18 protein-coding genes are annotated in these 15,745 nt (G+C 64.2%); 8 read left to right on the top strand and 10 right to left on the bottom strand.

Going from position 1 to position 15,745, the window contains the following annotated elements:
• Window position 1 precedes the first annotated feature (1 nt).
• The gene (gpmI, locus tag HAH_RS03070; RefSeq protein WP_014039591.1) at window positions 2–1,561 is read right to left on the bottom strand and encodes a 2,3-bisphosphoglycerate-independent phosphoglycerate mutase; all 1,560 of its coding nucleotides are present in this window, start codon (window positions 1,559–1,561) and stop codon (window positions 2–4) included.
• Between the two features lie 170 nt (window positions 1,562–1,731).
• On the opposite strand from gpmI, the gene HAH_RS03065 reads away from it, so the two are divergent.
• Window positions 1,732–2,124 (top strand): DUF7522 family protein, encoded by a 393-nt coding sequence (locus HAH_RS03065; protein ID WP_008310728.1) that lies wholly within the window; start codon window positions 1,732–1,734, stop codon window positions 2,122–2,124.
• Window positions 2,125–2,261: 137 nt separating this feature from the next.
• Window positions 2,262–3,512 (top strand): DNA double-strand break repair nuclease NurA, encoded by a 1,251-nt coding sequence (locus HAH_RS03060; RefSeq protein WP_014039590.1) that lies wholly within the window; start codon window positions 2,262–2,264, stop codon window positions 3,510–3,512.
• A gap of 6 nt (window positions 3,513–3,518) precedes the next feature.
• Here the strand turns inward: HAH_RS03060 and HAH_RS03055 are convergent, their stop codons facing one another.
• The 4 genes from HAH_RS03055 to HAH_RS03040 all read right to left on the bottom strand — a co-directional run bounded on the left by HAH_RS03055 (window position 3,519) and on the right by HAH_RS03040 (window position 5,432).
• Window positions 3,519–3,821, bottom strand: coding sequence for a DUF7521 family protein (locus HAH_RS03055; protein WP_014039589.1), 303 nt, complete (start codon window positions 3,819–3,821; stop codon window positions 3,519–3,521).
• Entirely contained in the window at window positions 3,821–4,171 is a 351-nt protein-coding gene (locus tag HAH_RS03050; protein WP_044951683.1) for a winged helix-turn-helix domain-containing protein, read from the bottom strand. The genes HAH_RS03055 and HAH_RS03050 overlap by 1 nt, the downstream gene beginning before the upstream one ends.
• A gap of 90 nt (window positions 4,172–4,261) precedes the next feature.
• Window positions 4,262–4,597: a DUF7113 family protein gene (locus HAH_RS03045; RefSeq protein ID WP_014039587.1), complete on the bottom strand. Its 336-nt coding sequence runs from the start codon at window positions 4,595–4,597 to the stop codon at window positions 4,262–4,264.
• A 43-nt stretch (window positions 4,598–4,640) separates the two neighbouring features.
• Window positions 4,641–5,432 (bottom strand): endonuclease/exonuclease/phosphatase family protein, encoded by a 792-nt coding sequence (locus HAH_RS03040; RefSeq protein WP_079891611.1) that lies wholly within the window; start codon window positions 5,430–5,432, stop codon window positions 4,641–4,643.
• 87 nt (window positions 5,433–5,519) lie between these two features.
• On the opposite strand from HAH_RS03040, the gene HAH_RS03035 reads away from it, so the two are divergent.
• Together HAH_RS03035 and HAH_RS03030 are read left to right on the top strand one after the other, a co-directional pair.
• Window positions 5,520–7,370 (top strand): ATP-binding protein, encoded by a 1,851-nt coding sequence (locus tag HAH_RS03035; protein WP_014039585.1) that lies wholly within the window; start codon window positions 5,520–5,522, stop codon window positions 7,368–7,370.
• A gap of 69 nt (window positions 7,371–7,439) precedes the next feature.
• Entirely contained in the window at window positions 7,440–7,871 is a 432-nt protein-coding gene (locus HAH_RS03030) for a universal stress protein (protein ID WP_014039584.1), read from the top strand.
• Window positions 7,872–7,873: 2 nt separating this feature from the next.
• Here the strand turns inward: HAH_RS03030 and HAH_RS03025 are convergent, their stop codons facing one another.
• Entirely contained in the window at window positions 7,874–8,317 is a 444-nt protein-coding gene (locus tag HAH_RS03025; RefSeq protein WP_014039583.1) for a universal stress protein, read from the bottom strand.
• A gap of 157 nt (window positions 8,318–8,474) precedes the next feature.
• On the opposite strand from HAH_RS03025, the gene HAH_RS03020 reads away from it, so the two are divergent.
• The gene (locus HAH_RS03020) at window positions 8,475–9,188 is read left to right on the top strand and encodes a DUF4013 domain-containing protein (protein WP_014039582.1); all 714 of its coding nucleotides are present in this window, start codon (window positions 8,475–8,477) and stop codon (window positions 9,186–9,188) included.
• On the opposite strand, the gene HAH_RS03015 is transcribed toward HAH_RS03020, so the two are convergent.
• On the bottom strand, window positions 9,185–10,318 hold the full coding sequence (locus tag HAH_RS03015) for a KaiC domain-containing protein (protein ID WP_014039581.1): 1,134 nt from the start codon (window positions 10,316–10,318) through the stop codon (window positions 9,185–9,187). The two genes, HAH_RS03020 and HAH_RS03015, sit on opposite strands and share 4 nt — an antisense overlap.
• Before the next feature lie 108 nt (window positions 10,319–10,426).
• On the opposite strand from HAH_RS03015, the gene HAH_RS03010 reads away from it, so the two are divergent.
• Window positions 10,427–11,278 carry an NAD(+)/NADH kinase gene (locus tag HAH_RS03010; protein WP_008310745.1) on the top strand — a complete coding sequence of 284 codons (852 nt, stop codon included), beginning with the start codon at window positions 10,427–10,429 and terminating at the stop codon, window positions 11,276–11,278.
• Here HAH_RS03010 and HAH_RS03005 read toward each other — a convergent pair.
• On the bottom strand, window positions 11,275–11,562 hold the full coding sequence (locus tag HAH_RS03005) for a hypothetical protein (protein WP_008310747.1): 288 nt from the start codon (window positions 11,560–11,562) through the stop codon (window positions 11,275–11,277). The two genes, HAH_RS03010 and HAH_RS03005, sit on opposite strands and share 4 nt — an antisense overlap.
• A gap of 76 nt (window positions 11,563–11,638) precedes the next feature.
• A complete protein-coding gene (locus HAH_RS03000) occupies window positions 11,639–12,247 on the bottom strand; it encodes a hypothetical protein (RefSeq protein ID WP_023843132.1) in 609 nt (202 codons plus the stop codon).
• 124 nt (window positions 12,248–12,371) lie between these two features.
• On the opposite strand from HAH_RS03000, the gene HAH_RS02995 reads away from it, so the two are divergent.
• Entirely contained in the window at window positions 12,372–12,926 is a 555-nt protein-coding gene (locus HAH_RS02995) for a response regulator (RefSeq protein WP_014039579.1), read from the top strand.
• A 54-nt stretch (window positions 12,927–12,980) separates the two neighbouring features.
• Here the strand turns inward: HAH_RS02995 and HAH_RS02990 are convergent, their stop codons facing one another.
• Window positions 12,981–13,613 (bottom strand): TetR/AcrR family transcriptional regulator, encoded by a 633-nt coding sequence (locus HAH_RS02990; RefSeq protein ID WP_014039578.1) that lies wholly within the window; start codon window positions 13,611–13,613, stop codon window positions 12,981–12,983.
• 204 nt (window positions 13,614–13,817) lie between these two features.
• Between HAH_RS02990 and HAH_RS02985 the strand changes: the two genes are divergently transcribed.
• Entirely contained in the window at window positions 13,818–15,743 is a 1,926-nt protein-coding gene (locus tag HAH_RS02985; protein ID WP_014039577.1) for a COG1361 S-layer family protein, read from the top strand.
• Window positions 15,744–15,745 lie beyond the last annotated feature (2 nt).

The following is a 15,745-nucleotide window of genomic DNA, read 5'->3' as shown; positions in this document are numbered from 1 at the left end:
GCTATTCGACAAGCGGCGTGCCGGTCATCGCCTCCGGCTGGTCGATGCCCATGAGCATGAGCATCGTCGGCGCGAGGTCGGCCAGCGTCCCGCCATCGCGGGCGGTCCGTCCGCCGGCAGTCCCGTCGGAATCGAGGTAGATGAACGGGACGGGGTTGGTCGTGTGGGCCGTGTGCGGGTCATCGACAGTCCCCATGTCGTCGGCGTTCCCGTGGTCGGCACAGATGAGAGCGTGGCCGCCGGCGGCCCCAATCGCCGCGACCAGCCGGCCGAGCTGTTCGTCGACGGCCTCGACGGCAGTCACCGCCGCGTCGAAGTCGCCGGTGTGGCCGACCATGTCGGGGTTCGCGAAGTTCAGGACCATCGCGTCGGGGTCCTCGGTCTCGATGAACTCGATGGCAGTGTCTGCCAGCTCCGGCGCACTCATCTCCGGTTGCATATCGTAGGTCGCCACGTCGGGGCTATCGACGATTTCTCGGCTCTCGCCGTCGAACGCGACCTCGCGACCGCCGTTGAGGAAGTAGGTGACGTGGGGGTATTTCTCGGTCTCGGCCAGCCGAATCTGTGTCTTCCCGGCTTCAGAAATCACCTCGCCGAGTACGTCCTCGGGCTGGTTCGGCGGGAAGGCGACCGGCAGGTCGAACGTCTCGTCGTACTGCGTCATCGTCACCAGTCGGGTGTCCGGCGGTTCGGTGTCGGCCCCCCAGTCGTCCGGGCGGATGTCGCCGAGCATCCGGGTGAGTTGTCGGGCGCGGTCCGAGCGGAAGTTGAAGAAGATGACCGCGTCGCCGTCTTCGAGACCGGCGTGGTCGCCGACGGTCGTCGGCTCGATAAACTCGTCCGTGGTGTCGCGGGCGTAGGACTCCGTAGCGGCCGTGACGGCGTCATCCGCGTGGTGGTCGCCCTCGCGGTGGACGATGGCGTCGTAGGCCCGACGGGTCCGCTCCCAGTTCTGGTCGCGGTCCATCGCGTAGTAGCGCCCGCAGACGGTGGCGACGTGGCCAGTTCCGTGCGCCTCGGCGTGGGCTTCGAGGTCGGTGAGGTAGTCCTCGCCGCCGGTCGGCGAGGTGTCGCGGCCGTCGGTGAAGGCGTGCGAGACGGCGTCAGTCCCACGCTCGCCAGCGAGTTCGATGAGCGCGTGGAGGTGGTCCTGATAGGAGTGGACGCCGCCGTCCGACACGAGGCCCATGAAGTGGACCCGGCCGCCGTGGTCCTCGGCGTGCTCGAAGGCCGACAGAATCGTTTCGTTCTCGAAGAATGGCGGGTCCTGTGCGGCGTCATCGGGCGGCGACTCGCCCCGGGAGCGCGCGATACTATCGCTGACGCGAGCGGAGTCCTGCTTGACGACGCGGCCGGCCCCGATGTTGAGGTGGCCGACCTCGGAGTTGCCCATCTGGCCCTCCGGGAGGCCGACCCGGCGGCCGTGGGTGGCAAGCGTCGACGCTGCGCCTGCGTCTCGGTAGCGGTCGAAGTTCGGCGTGTCGGCGGCGGCGACGGCATCCCGGACATCGTCGTCCGGATTCAGGCCCCAGCCGTCTAAGATGATAAGTCCGACGTCCATACCCGGTGGGTCACGCGACCGGCCTAATACACTGTCGGTCAGTCCCGAACGTGACGGTCGATAATGCGAAATTCGGCGGCTCTGGTGTCGGTACTCCATGTCGCTACTCCGCTATCGCTGCCGGTATCGGGAACCCTGAAATTAAGAGGGTGGCCCGCCTTCGGTCTGGCATGACTCGGAACATTCTCTCGGACGATCTGGCCGACGCAATCGTCACGACAGCCCGGACAGCGACGGGTGACTCGCTCCGTTCAGTGACGTATTTCACGCGTGCGAACTTCGAGCAACTCTACCTGCGGGAGGACCTTGAACAGGACGCCGACCTCAACGACTTCGTGGGCCACGAATGGCAGGGGTACAAGCAAACGAAAAACGCATATCAGGAGTCCGAACTGGGCGACTACCGCTTCACCGTCCGCGCGTTCTCTAACGGCTACCTCCTGCGGGCGACGACCGAGCGCCAGGGCGTGCTCATCACCACGGACGGCCTGACGATGCAGTCCTACGAGGAGATCGCCGAGGCCATCGAACGCATCCTCCGTGAAGAGTCCGGTAAGGAGTAATACTGTCGGCTGTAACAGTTACAAGATATTCGCCAACCCCGGAGTGGCGGAATTCGTCACAGACGGACAGCCGACAGTATAAGCGCCGAATCGGCAGGTGACCAAAGGGTTATGCCCGTCCCCGCGAACGCACGGGCATGACGCTGGACCCGGTCCACGTCGACGGCATCGCCAAGCTCGCCGGGCAGGTGCGCGAGACCGTCGAGACGAGCGACCAGGAGGCGGCCGCCGAGGAAGTCTGGGACAGTTTTCTCGACCCGCTGTGGCAGGACGGGACGAAGATTCTGGAACCGCTAGGCGAGCAGCGCCGCCGGAAGGTTCCCATCGAGGACATCGCGCTGGCGGACCCGCCGTTTCCAACCCAGCACGGCCTGGATTCGGGGACTATCAATCCCACGACATTCAAGAACGGACTGGTGCTGGACGTGGCGCAGGCGGCGATGGGCAGCGTGCCATCCGACGTCGAACTGCATCGCGGCCGGACGATCATCATGGCCGTCCACTCGAACGACGCGACGCTGGGGTTCGACGGCGAGTGGCAGGGCGGGGACCGCGGCTACGCCAAGCGGCGCGTCCTCGACGTGCCCCAGGTCGACCGCTACGAGCAGCGGGTCGTCCACGCGCTGGCACTATACCTCGCCGAGAGCCAGCACGCGCTGACCAACGCCGACGTGGTCGAGGACCTGTTCATCCTCGACGGCCCTATCTATCCGACCGGTGTCCTCCGATGGGCCGACCGCGACACCGAACTGGCCGACCTGCTCGCGGAGGACGACCGCCCCAAAACGGTCGTGAACAACTACGTCGACCTCGTCGAGCGGTTCGTCGAGCGGGACGTCCCGATGGTGGGGTTCATCAAGAACTCCTCAACGAAGGCCCTCACGCGGGCGCTCCGGCGCAAGACCAACGCGCCGTGGGTGAACGACACCGCCTTCTTCCGCCGAATCCTGGAGCGTCGCGACGACGATGGTGAGCGGCAGACCGACTGTCTCACCGCGACGAACTGGTTCCGCTCGCGGGGCGGCACCGACGGCATCATGGCCGCCGACGGCGACGCGCTGGGCATCGAGCGGTCGCTCGACCCAGAGGCCTACGAGGTGACGTTTTTCGTCCTCTATGACCCGCGCTCCGACCTCGTGTTCCGCGTCGAGGCCCCGTACGCGTTCACCAAAGACCCGGAGTGTCGGGCCAAACTCACACGGCAGATACTCCACGACGTGGCCCGGGAACAGGGGCCGCCGCTGGCTATCGGGAAGGCTGACGAACTCGCCAAAATCGACCGCCAGGGCAGCGAGGAACTCACCCGCCGCATCGAGCGGACCTTCGAGACCGACCGCGAGCGGGAGTTCAACGATATCCGGTGGGGAGCCGTCGAAGAATCGTTCTGAAGCGTGCTATCCGCGGCGGGCCAGAACGATGGCGTACAGGAGGACGAGGAGCCCGACGAGTTCTGTGATAGTGCCCGGAAGGGGAAACACCACTCGCGGGAAGACCTGCACGGCACCAAGGGTAACGAGGTACGAGACGAAGGTGAGGAGGCTGATTCCGACGGCCAGCGCGAGCATGGAGCGGGTCCGCTGTCGACGGTAGCCGACGAGCGCCAATGCAGCAATGAGCAGCCCGACCCCCGTCTGTGCGAGGTGGAAAGCAGTGTTCACGGTAACCCACGTTTCGGCGGAGAGGCCGGCAACGTCCATCAGAGCCCCTCCCAGAGATCCACCAGCGCGTCGGCGAACTCGTGTGTCGTCGATTCGACGGAGAGGCTGACATCGAAGGTCCCGTCGGTGAGACACACGGTGAGTTCGTCCATCTGTGCCTCGTACACGTCTACATGGTGCCCATCGTCCGCGATTTGCGTTCGAGCGGCGACGAGGCCGCAGTCCTCGAGGGCGTCGAGGCGGCGATACACGGTCGAGAGTGACATGTCGCAGTCGTTGCTGAGTTCAGTTGCAGTCATCGGTCTGTGACTCGTGGCTGCAAGGAGCGCGCGAGCGTAGTCATCGTCGAGGAGGGCGAACACCTCGGTCGGGGACGGGTCCTCGGCCACGCGCAGTGGGTTCACCCGTCACATTGGTATAACTCACTGGTCGTTCGCTGACTCAGAAAACGGGCCGCCTTTCTCCACAGACCTGTGCAGCTACGCCGTCTCAGCTTGCTGCACCGTCACGTCAACGGTCTCGCCAGCCACGCCGAGCCGGGCGAACTGCGTTCTGACGTGTTCCTTGGCCGCGTCGATGGCCGCATCGCGCGTCTCGAAGCCGCGGGGCATCGGGGACTCGAAAGCAATCCGGATCTCGCGGTCGCCGATAGACTGGACCTGACCGCCGCTTTCGACCTCGTAGAAGGCGTCACAGAGCCAGACGTAGGGCGTCCCCTCGTCCGGCGCGCCGTTGAACTCGGGCGGCTCCTCGCCCGGTTCGTACAGCGTCCCGGTCAGCGCCGTCCCGCCTGCTGTCCCCCGAATAAGCAACATAGCTCACTGTAGGGGCCACACAGGCAAAAGATTCTCCCCCAGGTCAGGGCTCGCAGTCGACCACGACGGGCAGGTGGTCGGAGCCGTAGTGGTCGTCGTCGCGGTCGGCGATGACCGCTCTGGTGTCGACGGCCACGTCCTCGCTGACGAACACATGGTCGATCCCCATCTCGGGGAGCAGAGCGTGGAAATCGGTCCGGCTCGTCGTCGGGCCGTGAGTGACGGTCGCTGTGTCGCGGGCGTCGACGAGCGTGCGGCCGTCCGGGAGTTCGTGGCCCTCGGCCCGCTCGTAGGCCGGCTCGCCGACGATACAGTTGAAATCGCCGGTCACGACTGCGGGGGCCTCGCGGGCGATGGAATCGAGGTGGTCGAGTACCAGTTCGATGCCCTCGACCCGCGCGTCAGCCCCCTGGTGGTCCAGATGCGTGTTCAGACACAGCAGGTCGTCGTCGGTGTCGCGGTCACGGAGGCGCGCCCAGGTCGCTACGCGGGGGTAGGCGGCGTCCCAGCCGACGCTGCTCGGCTCGGCGGGCTGTTCGGAGAGCCAGAACGTGTTCGTGGCCGCGCAGTCGAAGCGCTCGGCCCGGTAGCCGATGGCCGTGTGCTCCCCACCGGCATCGACGGATTCCCGTGGGTCACCAACCCACTCGTAGCCGTCCAGCAACACCTCTAGCTCCCGGAGCTGGTGTGCCATCGCCTCCTGCACCCCGATAATATCGGGATTGTGATACTGGATGGTCCCCGCCACCAGCCGCCGCCTGTGGGGCCACCCGTCTACCCCATCCCCGGCGGTATCGTACCGCACATTGAAAGACATCACCCGCGTCGGCTTCATATGCGTTCGTTGACAGCCATCCGGGTAAGGTTTCACATTCATGCTGCTGGGGAAAGGTGTTAATCCCCGGCTACCCTGAACTGGGGTATGTCCGACCTCGGGGATTTCACTGATTTCGACGGCGACGATGCGGCGGCCGACGACGAGGCCGCTGATTCTGCCGAGACGACCGACGACAGCGACCGGGCTGTCGACGCGTCGGGGAGCACCGACCCGACAACACAATCGACAGACGACGACTTCGAAGATATGGACGTGACACCGGCCGGCACAGACACCGGCCTCGGTGTCCTCTCGGCGGCGAACGGCCTCCGAATCAGCGAGGAAGCGGAGGAAACGGTCCTCCGGGCGTACGTCACCGCACGGAACCGCTCGCGTCTGCGCATCGGCACGTATCTACTCGTCCCATACCCAGGCGGTGAGCGCCTGTTCTGTCGCATCAAGGCCCTGGAGTACGCACAGGAGTTCCACGCCGACGACGCGACCGAAATCCACGCCCGGCGAGCGATGCGCGAGCGGGGCATCGACGAGCGGGATTTCAAATTCATCGCCGAGCTTGAGCCGGTTGCAGTGCTGTACAGCGACGGTGGCGAACTCAAGCGGCGGATGACTGACCGGGTGCCCAAACCCGAAACCGTCGTCCGGGAGGCCACCGACAAATCCGAGATCAAGACCGGCCTGAAGATTCCCGAGGACGGCGTCTTCCTGGGCCATCTCGCCGTCGGCGGCGAGAAGGTCCGAACGGCCGCCGAACCACCGACCATCGACTACCGGCTGAAAGACGACTACGACGCCGGCGACCCGCTCGTGTTCCGCCACACCCTCGTCGCCGGCGGGACCGGCTCCGGGAAGACCCACAGTTCCAAGAACGTCCTGCGGCAGTATCTCGGCCGGACCTACGAGATGGGCGACGGCCGCACGCCCGAACTCGCCGTCGTCCAGTTCGACCCCCAGGACGAGTACGCCCAGATGCACGACGACAACCCCGCGATGACGGACGAGTTTGAGCGCCGCTGCGAGCGGGAGGGCGTCGCCTACGGCGGGCACGACGACACCATCGCCTTCGTCCCGAAGGTGGCCGGCGCGGATTACAACGCCAGCCACCACCGCGCCGAGCAGGTGGAGTTCACCATCCCGTTCTCGCTCGTCCACGACAACCCCTGGCTCATCGCCGGGTCCAGCCTGAACGACAACCAGTACGGCGCGCTCGTCAATACGCTGCTCCCGCGGTTCGAGCGCGAATACGGAACCGGTGGGACCTACAGCGACTTCCGGACGTTCCTCGGCGACCCCGCGCTCAAGGAGGAACTGGACGAGGCGGGCGACGTGCACGAGGCCACGTTCGACGCCATCAAGCGCCGCGTCCAGGGCTTCGGCGCAGTCTTCGACCAGGACGCCCGCCCCATCACCGACCAGATATCGCAGTTCGTCCGCGACGGCGGGCTGACGGTCATCCCGACGTACCACATCACGGACTCCCGGACCGCATCGACCATCGTGCTGGCCGTCTCCAGCCTGCTCATCGATCAGAAGCTCTCGAACGACCCGGACTACGACCGCATCAAGGAGACGCCGCTCGTGCTCGGGATGGACGAGGCCCACAACTTCCTCACCGACGCCGACAGCGTCCAGGGCCGCAAGGTCATCGGGAAGTTCACCGAGGCCGCCAAACAGGGCCGGAAGGAGCGCCTCGGCCTGTACCTCATCACGCAGGACCCCCAAGACATCGCCGACCCGGTGTTCAAGCAGATCAACACGACGATGGTGCTCAATCTCGGCGACGAAGACGCCATCTCGGCGGTAAACATTCCCAGCAACCTCGAATCGAAGGTTCCCTATATGGAGAAGGGCCAGCGGGTCGTCTACTCGCCGGATAACTCCGAACCGGTCGAACTGATCGGTCTGTCGACGTGTGTGACCCGTCACGGGCGAGACTGACAAACCGACGGCCCGCTCACCGATTGCAGCGGGCCGAAGATTCAAACCGGCCCCAGCGGAAGTGGGCATATGGCAAAGCGAATCCTCGTTCCGGTCGACAGTTCAGATCAAGCAACAGTAGCCTGTGAATTCGCGGCCGAGGAGTATCCGGACGCGACGGTCGTTCTCCTGCACGTCATCAACCCCGCAGAGGCCGGCTACAGCGCGGAGGCCTCGATTCCATCCTTCTCCGAGGAGTGGTACGAAAAACAGAAAGCCACAGCGGAGGACCTGCTCGACGAACTCGAAGCTGAAGTGGCCGAGTCCGGTGTCGAGTCCGTCGAACGCGTCATCGAGGTCGGGCGACCGACGAAGGTCATCGTGGAGTACGCGGACGAACACGACATCAACCAGATCGTCATGGGAAGCCACGGCCGCTCGGGGATGTCCCGCATCCTGCTGGGCAGCGTCGCCGAAATCGTCGTCAGACGAGCGTCCGTCCCCGTAACCGTCGTCAGATAGTGCTACGGGTGCCGGACGATATGGACGTCGTACTCGGGGTCTTCCGACACCGGTGAGCCGACACTACAGACCGGTGTCGACACCCGTCCGGCGTTCTCACTGCCGATAAACACGATTGAGGCCCCCGCTTCGTGAGCGACTTCTCTGATGGTCCGGGTGATGTCCGTCGTCGTCGATGCCATCGAGCTCACGTCTTCCGGGACCTCGTAGCGGAACGACGCCGTCGGGGCGACCGACTCGGCTTGCTCTCGCATTCGGTCGGCGACGGTCCCAGTATCGAACACCTCGTCCGCATCGATCCAGCCGCGTTCCCGCGCGTACGCCGCATCGTCCGGGATAACGGACAGCACAGTGATGTCCTCGTCGCGATAGTCCGCGAACTCCATCGCCCGCGTTAGCGCGGCTTTCGACAGGTCCGAACCGTCGAAGGGCACGAGTAGTACCATATCCCTCCTGTCGCCCGGTTGTGATTTATTGGTTCCGCAAGCTGGCGCGATTTGAGTGGAATCGTGTTGGAATCGACACATCGCAGTCCTGCGGTAAGCCGAGCGAATAACCCGGCAAGGTGTCTGTAACTAATTATGTAGGGCGTGACCAAGACACATGGAATCACTCGAAGAGACACTCAGATATCCCATGGAAGACGACGACTGGACCGTGACCGTTCTCATCGGCGGCGTTCTCAGCCTCCTCGCCTTTCTCCTCGTACCCGGTATCCTCGTGTACGGCTATCTCGTTCAGGCAGTCCGCGAACGGGCAGACGGGGCGACAGAGCCGCCGGCGTTCGAGGACTGGGGCGAACTGTTCGTCGGCGGCCTCAAGGCCTGGGTCATCGGCATCGTGTACATGCTCGTCCCGCTCGTCGTGTTCGGGGTGACCGTCGGCGGCAGCCTGTTCGCGATGGCGACGGGGACCCGCGCCGGAGCGGGTGCCGGCCTGGCCGGCCTCTTCGGCGGGCTGGTGATCTCGTTCGTCCTGTCGCTGGTGTTCGGCTACGTGGCGACGGCCGCCATCATCCACTTCGCCTGTACCGGCGAGTTCGGTGCTGGGTTCGATTTCGGGACGCTACGGAAGTTAGTCCTGTCCCCGAAGTACGCGACGCCGTGGCTGGTCTCGATTGCGCTGTTCATCGCCGTCAACGTCGTGGTGAACTTGCTCAATGTGATACCGTTCCTCGGTTCGCTCCTCGCCGTGATTCTCAGCCCGTTCGCCACCTTCTACGTGCTGGTCGTCGCGACGGACCTCTGGGCCGGCGGCTACAACGCCGCACTCGACGAGCGGGACGAACCGGAGTCGGTCGGGACGGCGACGGCTTAGAAGATGTTGGCCTGCTGGTAGACCGAGATACCGTCGTTCGTTATCTCGTAGGGTTTCGTCTCCCGCGAGTGGTTCGCGTTCCGTATCTTCTGAATCTCGACGGCGAGTCGCGTCTCGCCGGTGTCCGACCGGACGTACTGAAGGATGAACACCGCGTCAGTCAGGTATTCGATGATACCGTGTCTGGACGCGAAGGGGTTGTTCTCGCTGGCTTCGGAGACGAGCATCGTCGTCACGCCGGCCTGTTTCAGTGACCGGGTGAAATCGAACACTTCGGTGCGTCTCCGGGACTGGTCGTCGTACATCATCTCTAGCAGGGAGACGGAGTCAAGCACCAGCCGGTCGGCGCCGAACTTCTCGATGAGCGCCGGCAGTTCGCCCCGGATGTTGTCGAGGCTGTTCGCCATCTCGACCGGGTCGAGGTCGACAATCGCTAGCTGGCCCTGTTCCTCGTACTCCTCGAACCCCCAGCCGCGTTCACTGGCAGTGTCCAGTATCGCGTCGTGGGACTGTTCGAGCGTCAGAAACACCGCGTTCTCGCCGTTCCGGAGGCCGTGGTGAAGGAACTGCAGCCCGAACGTCGTCTTCCCGGTTCCAGCCGAGCCGATAGTGACGATGAGATGGCGCTGTGGAATCCCGCCCTGAATCATCTGGTCGAGCCCCTCGATACCGATGTCGACCCGCGGGATGTCGGACTCGAACTCCTCCTCGAAGTCGCTACCGCTGTCACCGTCACCGCTGCCGGCGGACTCGAACGCGGTGGCGAAGTCGTCGTCGAAGAGTCCACCGCCGCCGTCGTCGTCACCGGAGGACCCGGCGTCGGTATCGGAGGCACCACTCTCGCTGCTGAAGGGGTCACCGCCGCTGTCGTCGAACGGGCTGCTGTCACTCTCCTCGCTAAAGGGAGTGCCCCCATCGTCGTCCAAGGGGCTGTCGCCACCACTGCGCTTGGATTGCCCGTCGTCGCCGTCGGCGTCGAACGGCCCAGTGTCCGCGGATGTGGACTCCGCTGCGTCGCTTTCGGATGGTGTCGCCGAAGTATCGTCGGTATCCGTCTGTTCGCTGTCGCCGTCCTCGTCGTCCAGCGCACTTTCGAACCAGTCGTCGTCGGACCCGTCGTCCCCGCTCATACGCACGACCACCAGCCACACGAACGGCCCATGGAAGTGGATACGCGTCGGGACGGATATAATTGCCGTCGTAGAGGGTTTATATGCGGCCGGCGGGAACGTCCGGCAATGACTGTCGGTATCGTCGCGCAGCGGGACAACGACCGGGCCATGTCGCTTGCGAGTACACTGTGTGACCGACTGCGCGCCACGTCGGCGGCCGTCGTCGTGGACGAAACGACCGCCGGGGCGCTGGGAGACCACGACGCGTGGGAGGCCGCCGTACCCGATTCGGCCCCGGTCGATGAGATGTCCGCCTGTGACCTCGTCGTGAGCATCGGCGGCGACGGGACGTTTCTGTACGCGGCCCGCGGCGCGGGGTCGACGCCGATCCTGGGCGTCAATCTCGGCGAGGTCGGCTTTCTGAACGCTATCGCACCCGAAGAAGCCGTCGAGACAGTCGTCGCGGAGGTCGAACACATCCAGAAGACCGGCAGCGCCAGAACGCGGGCCAAGCCGCGGCTCCAGGCCAGCGGCGACGACTGGGAGCTATCGCCGGCGCTGAACGAAGTCGTCGTCCAGGGCGAGCGCCGCGGTCACGGCGGCGGGGCGACGCTCGACGTGTACATCGACGACTCGCTGTACACGTCCGGTCACGCAGACGGCGTGCTGGTGGCGACACCCACCGGCTCGACGGCGTACAACCTCAGCGAACGCGGCCCGCTCGTCCATCCCGACGTGGCCGGCCTCATCATCACCGGGATGGCAGACGAAATGGGGACGCCGCCGCTGGTCGTCGACGTCGACAGCGAAATCGTCGTCGAACTCAGAGACGCCGACAGTGGCGTCGTCGTCAGCGACGGACGGGTCAGAGAAGACGTGGTCCCGCCGGAGCGAATTACGGTCTCGCGTGCGAGCGAACCGGTCCGGCTCGCCGGGCCGCCGCTTGACTTCTTCACCGCACTGGACAAGCTAGCCTAACGCCGACCGACGGCGTACAGCACCGGGGCGAGGACGAGCAGCACCAGGCCGAACAGTTTGTACTGGAACGACGACGCGAGGACGCTCGCACTGCTTGGTTCCATCGCCGACGCCGGCGTAATCACGAGCAGTGCGCCCAGCGCAATCGTATGCAGCCCCAGCATCCGGAGCGACCGTTGCGGGAGAATTGCGACGAGCCCACCGACAAAGCCGAGTAGCAGGACATCACCGATGGTGTAGTTCAGCAGGAAACTATCGATGAGTTGCAGCGGTGACGCGAGCATTCCTATCCAGAATTTCGCCGGGATGGAATCTTTAAAGTTCCGTTACGCCGCCGACCTGCGGGCGGCGTTCGACCGTTCAATCGCTCGCCGTCCCCAATGGTGTGAGCAGGAGGTAGCCGGTCGATGGGACGCCGGCCGTCCGCAGCCGGAACTGCCTCGGTTCGTCGAGTGCCGTCGAGAGGGCCACGACATCGAGGTCAGTTGTACTGACTGTCTCGGCGTCCACTTCGTCGATACCAGCCACGAGCAGCGCCTCGGAGAGCGCCGTTCCGTCGAGGCGGTCGGACGGCACGTCGAACGTGGTCCCGAACGCCTCGTTGGCCGCACGCACGACCGGGCCGTGGCCCTCGTCGGCGAAGTACAACACCGGGTCCGGATGACCGTCGAAGAGATCGACCGGTTGTGGCTCCGGTGTTCGGTCGACATCTGCCGACACCGTCATCGTCTCGTCGGTCGTCTCGCCGGGCGAATCAGTCACCAGGAGATAGGAGACGCCACCCAGTCCTCCACCGAGCGCCAGGCCGAGGCCCACGGTGACCTGTTCCGAGAGCCCGAGCGAGAACACCGACTGCACCACCAGCGCGACGGTGGCGAGCACGACCGCTCCTGCCCCTATCCAACCGACCACGGCCGCGAGGCTCCCAAGGCGATGTCGACCGCCTGTGCCCGCCGACGACTTGCTCATCAGTACACACTCGATGGGCCATCGGTTAACGCTTTTCGAGAGGCGGCTGCCGATAAAACATATACAGTTGCCAGCCCTAGAACGGTGTAATACCGTGTCAAGAACTACAGGCGGCCCGCCGCGGGTGCTCGTCGTCGACGACGAGCACGACGTCGCCGACACGCAGGCCCTGAAACTCGGCGAGCGCTACGAGACGACTGTCGCGTACAGTGGCCAGGCCGCGCTCGACGCTGCCGGCCCGGAGTTCGACGCCGTGTTGCTCGACCGGCGCATGCCCGACGTGCACGGTGACGACGTGCTTTCGCGGTTGCGCGAGCGGGGGTACGACGGCATCATCATCATGCTGACCGCGGTCGACGCCGACCTGAACATTCTGGAGATGCCCTTCGACGATTACCTCCAGAAGCCGGTCGACCAGTCGACGCTTCTGTCGGCGCTCGACCAGCACCTCGACAGGCCCGACGAGGATGACAGGCTCGACGAGTACTTCCGGATCTCCTCGAAACTCTCCGTGCTGGAACGAGAGAAATCCACGTCACAACTGGAGGCGAGCGACGAGTACACCAGGCTGAAAGAGCGGGCCAGAGAACTGGAGTGGGTGTTGCACGCCGAGAACGACGATTTCGAGGAGCTGAAGGAGACGTACCAGTCGATCAGCCGAAGCTATAGTAACAATTGAAACGATGTACACACTGATCGCACTGCCGTCGCGCGATCAGGTGTGCATTGATTTTCAATGGCTACTATAGGTACCGAGAATCAGCGTCTCTTCGATATACTCGTCGATAGTGTCCCGAACCTCGGCGACAGGGTTGTCGTTGCGAGTTGCGCTCTGGAGAATCACGCCGTCGAGTATCGTAATCATGAACCGCGACACCGTCTCGGGGTTGACGTCGGCGAAGACCCCCTGTTCGATGCCGTCCTCGATGATCTGTACGAGTTGCCGGGCGAACAGCTCGTCCGTCTCAGTGAACTTCTCGCGGAAGTCCGGGTTCTGGACCGCCTGGGCGCGCATCTCGACGTACGACCCGAGGACGGCGTTCTTGTCCGGCGTTTCGACGCAGTCCGGGAAATCGTCGAGAACGAGGCTGACAAACGTCTTGATGTCCTGTTCGGGGTCGCCGGTCGATTCGACCTGAAAGATGCGGTTAAATTCCGTGAGGATGAACTCCTGGAACGACAGCAGGAGGTCCTCCTTGCCGTCGAAGTGGTGATAAAACGTCGATTTGCTGAGGTCGGCCTCGTCCGCGATTCGCTGTATCGAAAGTCCGGCGTACCCGTATTCCCGGAGGGCACGGAACGTGGCCCGCATTATCGCCTCGTGCGAGTCCGCTGGCTCCCCGGCGAACGGAATTCCATCAGTCATCCCGACCGAATATTCGTTCGGGCAGTAAATATCTTCCCACTGTTACGGAACCACAACGTTGATAGGCGACCGAACGTTCGTTCGATGTACACGGTTCGGGCGGGAGTCTGCACAGACGTATGTGGGTACATATCCCGATCTCCCAAGCATGACGTCCGCTCCAGACAGAAACAACGGCAAGGAATGTCCGAAGTGTCCCTACGCATGAAACCACGAACATTACTGACGCTGGCAGTTGTCGCATTGCTCATGGCATCCGGAACGGCGATCGCCGCCGTAACCGGGAGCCCCGACTTCGACGCAACGTTCGTCGATAATACCGTCACGCCCGGTGAGGAGACGACACTCGACGTCGTCCTCGTCAACAGCGGCACGATCGACTCCGGGTCTTCGACCCAGGGTGTCCAGAGCAGCGAGGTGACGACCGCCCGCGGGACCACAGTCAAAGTCAACGACGGTGACGCCCCGATTACGGTGACAACGAGCAAACAGGCTGTGGGTTCCGTCCCGGAAGGGAAGACCCAACCCATTTCATTCGACATCAGCGTCGCTGACGACGCAAGTCCCGGGAGCTACACTGTTCCTGTCATCGTCGAATACGAGTACACGAGCTACATTTCGGAAAGCGACGGTGCACGGGACGAAGAGACCACCACCGAACGAATCGAACTCGAACTCGACATCGACGACGACGCGGCTTTTGACGTGGTAAGCGTCGACTCCGACGCGCGCGTCGACTCGACCGGCACGGTCGCAGTCACTGTCGAGAACACCGGTGACGAGCCGGCCCGAGAATCCTCGGTAACGCTGAAATCGACGAACTCCGAACTCACAGTCGGTGGCGACGCCAGCAGCTCCCGGTTTATCGACACCTGGGAGGCCGGTGAACAGCGTACCCTCCGGTACCGCGTCGGTGCGAGCGGTGATACGAGAGCCGAACCGTATCAGTTCGACCTCCAGGTCGACTTCGACGACACGGACGGGGTGCGAAAGAGCACGACCGCCTCCTCCCTCGGTATTACGCCCGACCCCGAGCAAACGTTCACCGTCGAAAGCACCGACAGTGACGTCGCTGTCGGCGATTCCGGGACGTACAACGTGACCCTGCGCAACGACGGCCCTGTCACGGTCTCGGACGCGACAGTGTCGCTTGCCACGCAGAACACCGCGATTACGTTCGGGCAGTCCGAGTCCACGTCGCAGTTCGTCGGCTCCTGGGAGCCCGGTGAAACGCGAACGGTGAGCGTCGACGCAAGCGCCAGCGACGACGCCAAGACACAGAGCTACGCCCTGTCGGCGTCAGTGAGCTACGACGACCCCGAAGGCGATGCCGGCGTCGCTGACGACATCTCGCTCGGACTCACGCCCGAGCCCGAACAGTCCTTCGCCATGGGCGACGTGGAATCGACCCTCCAGGCGGGCGATGACGGAACCATCGAAGCGTCACTGACCAACACCGGCGACCGAACAGTCCGCAACGTCGTCCTGAACTGGGCGAGCACCCACGACAACATCTCGCCGAAGGAGACCCAGTACGCGGTCGGCAACCTCGAACCGGGCGAATCGACGACCGTCTCGTTCGACGCCGACGTGTCGGACAACGCGAACTCCGGCCCGCGGCAGTTCGACTTCGTCGCCAACTACCGCAACAGCGAGGGCGACCAGCGCGAGAGCGACACGCTCGAAATCCGGCAGAGCGTCGACGGCAGCGCTGACGAGTTCATCGTCGAGACGACGAACGCGTCCGTCGACGTTGGCGGATCCAGCACACTCGAAGTGACGATCACCAACGACGCCGGCGAGCGACTGACCGATATCGAGGCAAAGCTGTTCGCCGAGTCACCGATTTCCGTGTCGGACGACCAAGCGTACGTCGACAGCCTCGACCAGGGCGAGTCGACGACCATCGAGTTCGGTATCAGCGCAAGCGGTGCCGCGATGACGAAAAACTACCCCGTCTCGGTAGACTTCCAGTACGAGGAGCCGGACGGAGATACGCCGGTGTCCGACACCTACCGCCTTCCGGTCTCCGTGACTAACTCCGGCGGTGGCAGTTCGCCGCTGACGGCGATTATCGGCGTCGCACTCGTGGCCGCCCTGGCCATCGGCGGCTACTTCAGGTTCCGCTAACG

This window comes from Haloarcula hispanica ATCC 33960 (assembly GCF_000223905.1).
In the GTDB taxonomy this organism is placed as follows: domain Archaea; phylum Halobacteriota; class Halobacteria; order Halobacteriales; family Haloarculaceae; genus Haloarcula; species Haloarcula hispanica.
Note: the sequence above shows the minus strand (reverse complement) of the source record. Positions and strands in the feature narration are given on the sequence as shown.